The following is a 12639-nucleotide window of genomic DNA, read 5'->3' on the forward strand; positions in this document are numbered from 1 at the left end:
AGGGGGACCATCCGAAGGATGGTGGAGGGGCTCCGGCCCCGAACTTCGGTGCAGCGCGGTCGCCATCACCGACAATACCGGCGAAGCGGACAGACCCCTCCACCGCTTCGCGATCCCCCTCCCCCAAGGGGGAGGAACTGACCGCGCGTGCCTAGCCCTTCACGCTGCCCGCGAGCATGCCGCGGATGTAGTAGCGTTGCAGGGCGAGAAAGATGGCCAGCACGGGGGCGACGGTGATGACGGCGCCGGCCATCATCATCTCGGCGTCCTGCACATGCTCGCGCGACAGGGCCGCCAGCGCCACCGGCAGGGTGTAGTTGGACTGGTCCGTCAGGATGATCAGCGGCCACAGGAAGTCGTTCCAGCTGCCCAGGAAGACGAACAGGGCCAGGGTCACGACGATGGGCTGCATCGTCGGCAGAACCACCTTGCGGAAGATCTGGCTCTCCGAGGCGCCGTCCACGCGCGCGGCCTCGAGCATTTCGTCGGGGATGCTGAGCGCATACTGGCGCACGAGGAACAGGCCGAAGATGGAGGCCAGCCAGGGCACCAGGGCCCCGGCCCAGGTGTTCACCAGCCCCATGGACTTCAGCATCAGGAACAGAGGCAGGGTGCCGATCTGGGCGGGCACCACCAGCGCGGCGACCAGCAGCTGGAACAGGCGCTCACGGCCACGGAACTTCAGCTTGGCGAAGGCGTAGCCGGCGGGGACGGTGAAGCCCAGCGCCAGCACGGTCGCCATGGTGGCGAGCGCGAAGCTGTTCCACAGATAGCGGCCCATGCCCTGGGTCACGAACAGGTCGCGGTAGTGTTCCAGCGTCCAGTTTTTCGGCCACAGCGGCGGCGGGAAGGCGGCGGCCTCGCCGGTCGACATGAAGCTGACCGACACCATCCAGACCAGCGGGAACATCACCGCCAGCGCGATCAGGGCGACGGCGAGGTTTAGCAGGATCGAGCGTAGCTTCATTCGTAGGCCCCCACCTTCTTCGCCACGGCCAGCTGCACCAGCGTGACCGCCAGAATGCAGACGAACAGGACGAAGGCGACGGCGCTGGCGGAGCCGAGGTTCCACCATTTGAAGCCCTCTTCGTACATGAAGTAGAGCACCGTCACGGTCGACTGGGCCGGGCCGCCCTGCGTCATCACATAGGGCTCGGCGAACAGCTGGAAGAAGCTGGCGACGGCGATGATCGAGACCAGCAGCAGGGTCGGGGCGATAGCCGGAAGGGTCACATGGCGGAACTGCTTGAGCGGACCGGCGCCGTCGATGCAGGCGGCCTCATACAGGTCGTCCGGCACGGTCTGAAGGACGGCCAGGAAGATCAGCATGTTGTAGCCGAAGGTCTTCCAGACGACGAACATCAGGATGGCCGGGATGGAAGTCGAGGGGTCGCCCAGCCAGTCCACCGGCGGAATGCCGAACGCGCCCAGCGCCCAGTTGATCACGCCATAGCGGGTGTGGAGCATGTAGTTCCACAGCACCGCCGTCGCGACGAGGGTGGTGACGAAGGGGGCGAAGAACATCACCCGCCACAGCGGCCGCCACTTGATGACGCGCGCGTTCAGGATGACGGCGGCGGCCAGCGAGGTGGCGATGGACAGGGGCACGCCGATGACGGCGAACAGGCCGGTGTTCTTCATCGCGCCCCAGAACAGCGGGTTGGAGAACAGCCGCTCATAGTTCTGCAGGCCGACGAAGCGCATGTTGCCGATGTCGGCCAGCGCATAGATGTCGAAGTCGGTCAGGCTGAGCAGCAGGGCCGCGAAGACCGGAATGGCGAAGAAGACGCCGATGGCCAGCAGCGACGGGGCGACGAAGCCCCATGCGGCGCGCTCGCGCTTGCGGAGGGATGAAGGGGTCATTCCGCCCTCCCCTGTTCGATCATCCAGCGGCGCTTCTCCAGCAGGCGATCCACGCGCTTGTCGATCTCGGCGGCGGCGGCGGCGGGCGCGAACTCACCGCGCACCATGCGTTCGGCGACGATCTGCATCTCGGTCACGATCCGCTCCCACTCGGGCGCCTTGGGCACGGCCTTCGCGCGCGAAAGCTGTCCCTTGAACGCGGCGATGTAGGGGTCGTTCGCCACCGTCGGGGCGGACCATGCGCTTTCGCGCGCCGGCAGGTTGCCGGTGATGCCGTTGAAGATCGCCTGCACGCGCGGCTCGGACAGGTAGCGGACCAGCTTCCACGCCGCCTCCTGGTGGCGCGAGCTGCTGTAGACGACCAGCGACGACCCGCCGGGCGCCGAGGCGCCGGGGCCGGTCGGGCCGGGCACGCCCGCGGTCATCCACTGGACGCCGGGCGACAGGCGATCCTTGAAGTCGCCGATGGTCCACGGGCCGGAGAAGTAGAAGCTGAACCAGCCGCGCTCGAACTCGGTCCAGACGTTGGAGATCTGGGCGGCCGAGGCGACGGGGGCCAGCCCCTCGTCGAACAGGCTCTTGTAGAACTCCAGCGCGGCGATGAAGGACGGGGTGGAGAAGTTGCCGCGCGTGTCCTGATCCTTCAGCAGGGGCGCGTCGCCCTGCAGGCCGAAGGTCAGCAGTTGCTCGAACTCGTTGAGCGGCAGCAGGACGGCGTATTTGTCGGGCCCGACCACGCGCTTGACCGCGTGCATGGCCTGTTTCCAGCTCGCCCAGTCTCCCGGCATGGCCTCATACCCCGCCTGACGCAGCAGGTCGGTGCGGTAGAAGATCAGGCGAGTGTCGACGTACCACGGGGTGGCCATGGCCCGGCCGTTGATCCGGTTGGTGTCGAGCACCGCCGGAAACTGGTCGGTCAGCAGGTCCGCGGCGGCGGGCGGCATCGGGCTGATGGCGCCGATGGCTGTCATCTCGGACACCCAGGTGTTGCCGACCTGACTGACATCCGGCAGCGAGGCGCCGGCGTAGGCGGTCAGCAGCTTCTGGTGGGCGGCGGTCCACGGCAGGGCCTGCACCTCCACCCTGATGTCGGGGTTCAGCCGCTCGAACTCCGGCAGGATCTGGCCGACATTGGTGGCCTCCGAGCCCATGGCCCAGAAACTCAGCCGGGTGCGGCCCTCGCCGCTGCCGGCACAGGCCGACAGGCCGGTCGCGGCCGCCCCGGCCATGAGGCCGAGCGCCGTGCGTCGATCCGGCCGGTACAGGCTCATGCGTTATCCAGCCAGCCGCCGGTGAAGCCGGCGCGCTTCAGGCCGCGCACCAGATTGGGCTCACCGTGCATGGCCTTCCAGACGATCTCGGAGCGATGGTTCTCGATCTGGATGACGATGGGCCCCTGATCGATGCCCAGATAGTCATCCGCGACCCAGCCGATGCCCGGATAGATCTTGCCGTGCTGCAGCGGTCCATCGCGTTGGGTCAGTGTCGGGTTGAAGGAATCCAGGAAGCCATAGCGGGTGTAGAGGGCGGCGCCGTAGCGGGCCTTCATGGCCTTCAGGCATGCGGTGACGTGATCCGGCGCGAACGGGATCGAGGCCATGGCCGCCGTCGGGGCGATGGTGCCGTCGTCGCGGTCGCCGGGGCCGCGCGCCGAATAGCTGAAGAACTCACGCTCGCGGCCGTCGATCACCTGACGGAAATCACCCGGGCCGTCACAGGCGGTCAGGCCCCAGACGTCGGCCGAATAGCCGGCCCAGCCCATCGGGTTGTCGATGGCGTATTTGCGCTGGGCGTCCACGGCGCGGACGCTGTTCTGGAAGTAGTCGAAGCCGGGGATTTCGGCCTGCTGCTCGCGCATCCAGCGATCGTGGATGCCGCGGAAGTCGATATACATGTGGCTGAACTCGTGCCCGAACAGGGGCGCGAAATGCAGGTGCTTGGGGCCCCAGCGGTCGGTCCAGCTCTGATCGTAGACGCTGCACCACTCGTCCCAGACGCTGGCGGGGACCGGGTGGGTCGGGCTGCCGATGGCCAGCAGCAGGACCATCATGCCCTCGTTGTAGACGTTCCAGTCCGAGGGGATGAAGCCGGTCTCGGGGTGCCAGCCCATGGTGATGCGGTTCGGGCGGACCATGGCCCAGTCCCACTCGATCCGCTCATAGATCGCCTGCGACAGGCGACGGATTTCGGCCTCGTCGGCGTGGTCGCCATTGAACCAGCGGGCGGCGAACAACATGCCCGACACCAGGAAGGCGGTGTCCACGGTCGACAGCTCGGTCGTGCCGAAGCGGTGGCCGGTGTCCATGTCGAGGAAGTGGTAGAAGAAGCCCTTGTAGCCGCCCCTGCCGGTGGCCTCGGGCCCCTGCGGCAGATCGTGGAAGAAGCGGATGGTGGTCAGGGTGCGCTCACGCGCCTCCTCCCGGCTCATCCAGCCGCGCTCGACCCCGACGGGCCAGACGGTCAGGGCGAAGCCGACGGCGGCGACGGACGAGAAGGATTTGGTCGGCCAGCGATCCGGCGTCAGGCCGTTCGAACGCTGGGTCACATGCACGAACCAGTCGAAGGTCCTGCGCTGCAGGTCTTCGACATCGCCGTCAAGCGCGGGCCCGGTGGGAACCATGGGCGTCGCGGACGGCATGGTGGCGCAACCGGCCACCGCCAGCGCCGCGCCGGCGAAGGTGGACCCCATCAGAAAACGTCTGCGGTTCATGGGTTCACCTCTTAACTCGGAATACTGGGATCAAAAAAAGACCGCCCCCGGTTGGGCTGGGAGCGGCCGTTCAGGCTCAGGAGAGTGTAGCGCCCGCCGGGCGGCCCGAAAGCCGCCCGAGGGTCGCACCCGGGGTTACCAGGAGTAGCGCATGCCGATCTGGAAGGTCCGGGTCGGGAACAGGACGCGCGACGGCTGGCCGTAGTTGGGGTTCGGGCTGGTCGCTGAACCCGTGCCGCCGTCGAAGCCGGCGAAGTTGTCGAAGTTGAAGACGTTGATCGCGTCGACGAACACCGACAGCTGCTGACCCGGAACGAACTCGAAGTTCTTGGTCAGGCGCAGGTCCAGATTCCGATACGCAAAGGCGTTCGGGATGATGAAGTTGTACTGCTCGGGCCGGCCGGCGTTGGGCCGGTAGTAGAAGTCCGTCCCGGTGCCGTCGAAGACGTCGAACGGCGTGCCCGAACCCAGCGTCAGGATGCCCGACAGCTGGAAGTCGAACGGCAGGTCGACGATGCCGTTGGCCACGATGCGGTGACGTTCATCATTGTCCGTCGGACGAACCGGCGAGGTTTCAACGCTGAAGCAATCGAAGCAGAAGGCGTCACGGCCGCCGTTCTGTTCGGCTTCCGACCAGGTGTAGGCCAGGTTGAAGCCCCAGCCCGAGTCCCGCGTGTAGGGCTTGTCAGCCTTCAGATACAGGGCGCGGAATTCGCGTTCCTTGTTGTGATCCGAGACGAAGTAGCCGCGGTACGGATTGGCCGCGCCCGGTCCGCAGAAGCCGCCGTTGTCGCCGAAGCCGCCGCCGTCGTTCGGACGGTTGGGCTCGCGGCAGCGCGTCAGATACTGCCAGGTGAACTCGTTCTTGGTCTTGCCGTAGGCTAGGGTGACTTCGGTCTGCCAGTCGCCGAGGCGCTGACGAACACCGAAGTTGACCTGGTCGGTGCGCGGCGGCTCGAAGTCGTTCGACAGCAGGAAGACTTCGCCCTTGCCCGGGATGGTCGCGAAGACCGGATCCAGACCGGCGGCGGTGCCGTAGGACGGATCCCACAGGATGGGGTCGCCCGCTTCGCCCGGCAGATCGACGCCCGGACCCGGATCACGATCTTCACCGGCGGGACGGCCCGTCGTGCTGAAGAAGGCGTTCTGGCGGATGTCGAACGGCTTGACGATTTCGTCGTAGGAGAAGTTGAAGTTCACGCGGTCGTAGTACCGACCGGCGCCGCCGAAGATCACCGTCGAGCGATCACCGAAGATGTCATACGAGAAGCCGATCCGCGGCTGAATGGCGCCCGCGAACGGGTCGCGGTTGTTGCCCGTCGAGATGTAGTCGTCGCGGTTGAACCAGCTGGGGGCGTAACCGGCCGGCTTGCCGCCGTCGGTCGAGGCGATCCACTGGTCCAGACCGGCGATGACGCTGGCCGGGGTGACGTAGTCGTTGTTGTTGGCGTTGGTCTCGTAGTCCCAGCGCAGGCCGATGTTGATCTCGAGCTGGTCGGTGATGCGCCAGTCGTCCTGCAGGTACAGACCGATGACGGTGTTATCGAGATCGACCTCGGGGAACGACCGGCCCAGTTCGACGCGGTAGGGCACCGTGGTGCTGCCGCTCAGTTCCGGACGACCGTCCAGGTCGAAGTAGTAGAACGGGTTACGGCCGAACTGCTTCTCCACCTGATAGTTCTGGAACGACACCTTGGCGCCCAGCTTGATGGTGTGGAAGCCGCTCATCTCCAGGTCATTGAACGTCAGGTCATTGCGGACCGTGATCGCATTGTCGTGGATGTCCTGGGTGCTGTCGCGGCCGCCGAGGTTCAGGATGGTGAACCCGCCGAAGTAGTCCGGATCGAAGGCCGGGGTGCTGGTGTTCGAGTCCTCGAACCGGCGGTAGCTCTGACCGACGTCCGAGAAGTTGGCCGCGCCCGGGTTGTAGTTGTAGTCGCGGTAGTCGATGGCGAGCTCGTTGAGGAACGAGTCGGTCTGCCACTGCCAGCGCAGGTTGCTGGTCAGGGTCGTCTGTTGCAGGTTGTTGGCGCGCTCGAACGCTTCCGCGCCGCCGAAGTCGCGCAGGTCCGACTCGTCGCGATAGGTCACGCTCCAGTCGACCAGGTGCCCCTCGGACGGCTGCCAGCTCAGCTTGCCGAAATACAGGTCTTCCTCGAACGGAGCCGCGAAGGTGCCGATGTAGTCGGCGAAGCGGGTCTCGTCGGCGAGCGTCGCGCGATCACCGAGGTCGACGACGTTGGCGCGGCCTTCTTTCTTGCGCTCGTAGGTGCCGAAGAAGTGCAGACGATCACGGATGATCGGGCCGCCGATGGCGAAGCCGTACTGTTGCACTTCCAGATCGGGCTGCTCGCGGCCGGCGCGGTCCGCGAAGTAGTCCTGGGTGATGAAGCTCTGGTCGCGATAGGTCCCGAAGACCTCGCCGTGGAACTCGTTGGTGCCCGAACGCGTGACGGCGGTGATGATCGCCGACGAGGCCTGCTCGTACTCCGCCTTGAAGTTCTGGCTGACGACCCGGAACTCCTGGATGCCGGCCTGCGGGAACGGGTTACCGCGGCTGTCGTCCTGGCCGATGATGCCGCCCGCGATGACGTTCGACTTCAGGCTGGCGCCGTCGATGAAGGCGTTGACCGATTCCGCGCGCTGGCCGCCCGCGGTGATGGTCTGCTCGTTCTCGTCCAGCGACAGCCGGACGCCGGGGGCGAGGGCCGCGAAGTTCAGGAAGTTGCGATTGATCTGCGGCAGGTTGTTGATCTGCTGGGTCGTGACGTTGGTCGCGTTTTCCGGCGTCCGGACTTCGGCCAGACGGCGCCCGGTGACGACGACTTCGCCCAGTTCGGTGGCGCCCGGCGCGGCGTCAGCCGTCTCGACCCCGACCGAGAGGTCCAGATCGCCGACCTGACCGACGCCGATCGAGACGGTCTCGCTGGCGCTTTGGCCGTCGCTGGTGGTGACCGTCACCTCATAGGTGCCCGGACGCAGGCCCGACAGCACATAGCCGCCGCCCGAGTTGGCGGTCGTGCGCGTGGTGAAGCCGCTGGCCACGTCGCGGGCGACCACGACGGCGCCGGCTTCAGCCGCGGCGCCGTCGGTGACGGAGCCCCGGATGGTCGAGGTGGTGACCTGGGCGCTCGCCGCTCCGGCGGCTCCCAGCGCGATGGCCACCGCGAGGGCGGAGGCCGCCCCAAGGTACGCCCTGTTCTTGATGCTCATCACAGTTTCTCCCCTTCAAGAGACGGTGTCTGGACAGTTTTCTGGCCCGAGCCGGCGACGCCGGAGCCGGTCGGGAATGGGTGACTGGAGGCCCTGACCACCAGTTCGGGACGCACCACCTCGCACGCGGTGTCCGCGTTCGAGCCGATCAGGCCGACGAGGCGTTCAAGCGCCTTGCGACCGGTTTCGGCGATGTGGATCTTCAGGGTCGTCAGCGCGGGACGAACCAGCCCGGCCAGCGGGATGTCGTCGAAGCCGACCATCGCAACATCTTCAGGGACGCGCAGACCGGCGTCCTGGAAGGCCAGCAGGGCGCCGACGGCCATGTTGTCGTTGGCGGCGAAGACCGCGTCGGGGCGATCCGACCGGGCGGCCAGGGCGGCGCCCGCATCCTCGCCCGAGGCCCGGGTGAAGGCGCCGTCGACCACCATGGTCGGCAGACCGGCGTCGGCCATCGCCTCCAGATAGCCGGCCAGACGGGCCTCGGCCTCGAGGTTGCCGGTCGGTCCGGCGATGTGGGCGATGCGCGTGCGGCCCAAAGCGATCAGGTGCTCGACCGCGGCGACGGCGCCGCCGTGGTTATCGACCACGATGGACGGACGGTTCGCGTCCACCGCGCCGCCGTTCATCAGCAGCACCGGCGTGCGACCGGCCAGACCGGCGGCCAGATTGGCGGCGCCCAGATGCGGCGACAGGACGATCAGACCGTCCACCCGCCCCCGCATCGAGCGGATGGCGGCGGACGCCTCGTCCGCATCGTCGTGCGAGGACGAAACAATGAGGTGATAGCCCAGCGCGCGGGCGGCCACGTCCATGCCCCGGATCAGCTCCGAGAAGAACTCGCCGTACAGGTCCGGCAGGATCACGCCGACGGTGCTGGTCTTGCTGGTCGACAGGCTGCGCGCGCCCGAATGCGGCACGTACTGCAGGGCGTCGACCGCCTCCATGATCCGCTTGCGGGTGGCCTCGGTCACCGGGCCGTTTCCGTTCAGGACACGCGAAACCGACGCGACGGACACGTCCGCGCGTTGGGCGACGTCGCGGATGGTCGCCGGCTTCAAGCCTGACCGCCCGCGCCCGAAGGCTGCGTGTGTGAACGGAACAAAAGTGAGTCTCCCTGACGACTGCCCGACCCCGGCCCGCTTTCCGCGAGTCCGTTCGAAGCACCGTGTAACCGATTACATGACATACGAGTCGCGTGCCCCGCAAGGGCCGGATTTTGGCCACAAGCGTTTCAGGGCGGTAAGTCGCAGGGATAGACGCCGGACGCAGGCCGCCGGATGACGCTATCGAATGCGGCGGTAATAGGCCTCGATCAGGTCCAGACGATCCTTGAACGGAATGTCCCTGGCCACCGGTCCGTCATTCGTGAACTCCAGCAGCCTGTCGCCTTGCGGTTCCATGCGCGGCCAGGCCGGATGGCGTCCATCGTCGGGATTTCCGGTGCGGGCGAAGGTGGTCCAGTAGTCGGCCATCGCGGTCGCCTGCCGCTGGTCCATCTCCTCGGTCGGCCAGGGCGAGGCCGACAGATTGTCGAAGACATACTGGCGCTCGGACGCATGGGTGGCGCCCGCGTGCGGCTCCGGCATGGCGGCCGACACCACATCAAAGCGATAGACCCACGAGGGGTGCCCGTTGGCCGCGTGCAGACGGGCCAGATGGCGCGCCGGCTCGCTGAACACCAGATCGCTGAGGACGTGGGCATTGTAGCCGTCCTCCCCACCGTAGGCCGCGATAAAGGCCGTGCGCTCGTCGGGCGTCATGGCGTCGTCGATGGCCCCGTAGGGCGATATGTCGGTCGGCTTCATCCACCAGAACTCGGCGCTGTTCGAGCCGATGATGAAGGGAACCGGCGCCTCGCGCCCGGCGGCGAAGGCGGCCTCGACGTCCTCGGCGATCAGGCCGCCGTCCTTCACCAGCAGATCGCCGCCGTAGAAGCTCGGCGCGGGCGCCAGGAACCGTTCGGCCGGGATGGCGCGCAGATCGGCGGCGGTCGCTTGGGCGAGCCCCTCCCCGGCGGCGAAGGCGACGCCCCGGTCCTGCATCGACGGATCGCCGTTGGGACGCAATTCGGTCAGGGGCGTGCCCTGATCGCGGCCCAGTCCGGACTGGACCACCGCCCGATGGAACAGGCCTCGCGCGCGGGGCGAGATCATCAGCCGGTTGACCAGAGCCCCGCCGGCGGACTCGCCGAAAATGGTGACATTGGTGGAATCTCCACCGAAAGCCGAGGCGTTGTCCCGCACCCATTGCAGGGCCGCGATGACATCCATCAGGCCGTAGTTGGCGGCGTCCTCGCCCGGCGCGCGCTCAGCGGCCAGGGCGGGGTGGTCGAAGAAGCCGAGCCGTCCGAGCCGGTAGTTGATGGTCACCAGCATCACGCCGCGCCGGGCCAGATTGGCGCCGTCGTACAGCCGGGCCGTGCCCGAACCGTTGTTCAGACCGCCGCCGTGGATCCACACCATGACCGGCAGGGGCGCCCCCGAATGCTGCGCCGGAACCCAGACATTCAGGTTCAGGCAGTCCTCGCTCATCGGCAGGGGGCCGACGCCGGGATCACCGTTCGAGGGCGGCTGGATGCAGATGGCGCCCGGCGCGCCCGCATCGCGATCATCCTCCCAGGCCGCCGCCGGAGCCGGCGGACGCCACCGTCCCTCGCCCGTCGGCGGCGCGGCGTAGGGGATGGCCTGGAAGCTGTCGACGCCATCGACCTGCCGCCCGACCAGCGTGCCCTGCGCCACGGTCACGCGCGGCTGGACACCGGGATCGGGGGTCTGGAGAGGCGAAGTCATGAGGGCCGCCGCGAACAGTGAAGCTATCATGTCCGGCAGCCTAGCCCCCCTGCCCCGCCGGGCTCAAATGACGAAGAGTTTTCTGCTGCTTCCGCCGGAACCGGCGTCATGTCAAAGCGTTACCATAAGACGAGTGCGGGGTTGTAGTTTGAAGGATCTGGCCAATACAGACGACCTTGCGGTCGATCTGGCGAGCGCGTTCGACGCCTCGCCCAATCCCTATATGCTGCTGACCCCCGAGTTGAATTTCGCGGGTATGAACGCGGCCTACCTCGCCGTCACAGGCATGACCCGCGAAGCGCTTCTGGGGCGCAATCTCTTCGAGGTCTTCAGCGCCGGCCCAACCGAGGATGGACGTGAAAACGCCCGACAGCTCCGCGCCTCGTTTGAACGGGTCCTGTCAGAGAATCGCCGCGACCACCTGGCCCTGATCCGCTACGCCATCCCGTCGATCCGGGAAGACGGGACAAGCGAGCTTGAAGAACGCTTCTGGTCGGCGACCCACACGCCGATTCACGACCGCACCGGCCGCATCGCCTATATCCTTCAGCACACCACGGACATCACCGAGCTGGAACGTCTGCGCCGGCGCGTCGCGGAGGACGCCGACCGCGAGGCGCTGGACTACATCCTGAGCGGCAACATCCTGACCCGCGCCGAGCATGTCCAAGAGGACAACCGGCGCCTCCAGTCCGAGCATAACCGCCTGCTGGAGATGTTCATGCAGGCGCCGGGGTTCGTCGCCGTCCTGGTGGGGCCAGAGCATGTCTTCCAGACCCATAACGCCGCCTACGCCCAACTGATCGGCCGGCGTGACATCACCGGCCTGCCTCTGCGGGACGCCCTTCCGGAGGTAGCCGACCAGGGATTCGTCGACATCCTCGACACCGTCCGCGCGACGGGCGAGGCCTATGAGGGTCGGGCCGCGCCGGTGAAGCTTCAGCGGACGCCGGACGGCCCGCTGGAGACCCTGTATCTGGACTTCATCTACCAGCCCATCCGGGATCAGGACGGCAAGGTCGCGGGCGTCTTCATTCAGGGCCACGACGTCACCGATACCGTCATCGCCGCCGAGCGGCAGAAGCTGATGATCGACGAGCTGAACCACCGGGTGAAGAACACCTTGGCCACGGTCCAGTCGATCGCCATGCAGACCGCGCGCTCGCACACTGATCCCAGAACCTTCGCCGAGAGCTTCCAGGCCCGGCTGATGGCCCTGTCGCACACCCACGACCTGCTGACCCGCAGCCATTGGGAAGGCGCCGACCTGCGCGCCATTCTGGAGCACGAGACCGAGGCGCACGGCCCGCAGCGCATCAGCCTGAACGGCGCGCCGGTGGCGCTGGGCCCCGCTGCGGCCCTGTCGCTGGGCATGATCTTCCACGAACTGGCGACCAACGCCGCCAAATACGGCGCCCTGTCAGGGCCGGAGGGACGGGTCATGGTCGACTGGTCGGTCGCCGACCAGTTGCACCCGAAATTGCATCTGACCTGGCGCGAGCTGGACGGCCCGCCGGTGATCGAGCCGACCCGACGGGGCTTCGGCAGCCGACTGATTGAACGCAACGTCCGCCATGATCTGGGGGGCGAGGTGAAACTTGACTACGCAACCGCCGGGTTCTCGGCGGAGTTTATGGTTCCGCTGGACCGGGAGATGACGAATGACTGACGCGCTTTCGGGTCGCCGGGTGCTGATCGTAGAGGACGAGTCGCTGGTCGCCATGCTGCTGGAGACCATTCTGGAAGACATGGGTTGCACGCCCGTGGGGCCGGCCTCGAACATCGACGAGGGCCTGGCCCTGGTCGGCGAGGAGGGGGTGCTCGACGCCGCCCTGCTGGACGTCAACGTGGCGGGTCGTCAGGTCTTCCCGGTGGCGCAGGCGCTGAAGGACCGGGGCGTGCCCTTCGTCTTCTCCACCGGATACGGCGAAGGCGGCCTGCCCGACGAATGGCGTGGCCAGCGGACCATCCAGAAGCCCTTCACCGAAGCCGCCGTGTGCGATGCGCTGATGGCGGTGATGGGGATCGAGCGGGGATAAGGCCTGGGGATTAGGGACCAGG

9 protein-coding genes are annotated in these 12639 nt (G+C 67.1%); 2 read left to right on the top strand and 7 right to left on the bottom strand.

Annotated elements, in window-relative coordinates; genetic code table 11:
* Positions 1 to 151: 151 nt before the first annotated feature.
* The 7 genes from ACODRV_RS08205 to ACODRV_RS08235 all read right to left on the bottom strand — a co-directional run bounded on the left by ACODRV_RS08205 (position 152) and on the right by ACODRV_RS08235 (position 10578).
* Positions 152 to 967: a carbohydrate ABC transporter permease gene (locus ACODRV_RS08205; RefSeq protein ID WP_141626368.1), complete on the bottom strand. Its 816-nt coding sequence runs from the start codon at positions 965 to 967 to the stop codon at positions 152 to 154.
* Positions 964 to 1863 (bottom strand): carbohydrate ABC transporter permease, encoded by a 900-nt coding sequence (locus tag ACODRV_RS08210; RefSeq protein WP_488907991.1) that lies wholly within the window; start codon positions 1861 to 1863, stop codon positions 964 to 966. Before ACODRV_RS08210 ends, ACODRV_RS08205 begins: the two co-directional genes overlap by 4 nt.
* Positions 1860 to 3134: an extracellular solute-binding protein gene (locus ACODRV_RS08215; protein WP_488907992.1), complete on the bottom strand. Its 1275-nt coding sequence runs from the start codon at positions 3132 to 3134 to the stop codon at positions 1860 to 1862. The genes ACODRV_RS08210 and ACODRV_RS08215 overlap by 4 nt, the downstream gene beginning before the upstream one ends.
* Positions 3131 to 4573: a glucoamylase family protein gene (locus ACODRV_RS08220; protein WP_488907993.1), complete on the bottom strand. Its 1443-nt coding sequence runs from the start codon at positions 4571 to 4573 to the stop codon at positions 3131 to 3133. The genes ACODRV_RS08215 and ACODRV_RS08220 overlap by 4 nt, the downstream gene beginning before the upstream one ends.
* 135 nt (positions 4574 to 4708) lie before the next feature.
* On the bottom strand, positions 4709 to 7786 hold the full coding sequence (locus tag ACODRV_RS08225) for a TonB-dependent receptor (RefSeq protein WP_488907994.1): 3078 nt from the start codon (positions 7784 to 7786) through the stop codon (positions 4709 to 4711).
* Complete coding sequence (locus ACODRV_RS08230) at positions 7786 to 8847, bottom strand: LacI family DNA-binding transcriptional regulator (protein ID WP_141626364.1); 1062 nt, start codon at positions 8845 to 8847, stop codon at positions 7786 to 7788. The genes ACODRV_RS08225 and ACODRV_RS08230 overlap by 1 nt, the downstream gene beginning before the upstream one ends.
* 225 nt (positions 8848 to 9072) lie before the next feature.
* Positions 9073 to 10578, bottom strand: a complete 1506-nt coding sequence (locus ACODRV_RS08235) for a carboxylesterase/lipase family protein (RefSeq protein WP_488907995.1) — start codon at positions 10576 to 10578, stop codon at positions 9073 to 9075.
* Between the two features lie 148 nt (positions 10579 to 10726).
* Between ACODRV_RS08235 and ACODRV_RS08240 the strand changes: the two genes are divergently transcribed.
* The gene (locus tag ACODRV_RS08240; protein WP_488907996.1) at positions 10727 to 12247 is read left to right on the top strand and encodes a sensor histidine kinase; all 1521 of its coding nucleotides are present in this window, start codon (positions 10727 to 10729) and stop codon (positions 12245 to 12247) included.
* Entirely contained in the window at positions 12240 to 12617 is a 378-nt protein-coding gene (locus tag ACODRV_RS08245; RefSeq protein WP_488907997.1) for a response regulator, read from the top strand. Before ACODRV_RS08240 ends, ACODRV_RS08245 begins: the two co-directional genes overlap by 8 nt.
* Positions 12618 to 12639 lie beyond the last annotated feature (22 nt).

This window comes from Brevundimonas sp. FG8 (assembly GCF_057808845.1).

What these genes read in the sequence shown, in the direction of transcription:
- ACODRV_RS08225 (WP_488907994.1), bottom strand. Translation starts at nt 7,786, where the DNA reads ATGAGCATCAAGAACAGGGCGTACCTTGGGGCGGCCTCCGCCCTCGCG.
- ACODRV_RS08245 (WP_488907997.1), top strand. Translation starts at nt 12,240, where the DNA reads ATGACTGACGCGCTTTCGGGTCGCCGGGTGCTGATCGTAGAGGACGAG.
- ACODRV_RS08220 (WP_488907993.1), bottom strand. Translation starts at nt 4,573, where the DNA reads ATGAACCGCAGACGTTTTCTGATGGGGTCCACCTTCGCCGGCGCGGCG.
- ACODRV_RS08210 (WP_488907991.1), bottom strand. Translation starts at nt 1,863, where the DNA reads ATGACCCCTTCATCCCTCCGCAAGCGCGAGCGCGCCGCATGGGGCTTC.
- ACODRV_RS08205 (WP_141626368.1), bottom strand. Translation starts at nt 967, where the DNA reads ATGAAGCTACGCTCGATCCTGCTAAACCTCGCCGTCGCCCTGATCGCG.
- ACODRV_RS08215 (WP_488907992.1), bottom strand. Translation starts at nt 3,134, where the DNA reads ATGAGCCTGTACCGGCCGGATCGACGCACGGCGCTCGGCCTCATGGCC.
- ACODRV_RS08235 (WP_488907995.1), bottom strand. Translation starts at nt 10,578, where the DNA reads ATGACTTCGCCTCTCCAGACCCCCGATCCCGGTGTCCAGCCGCGCGTG.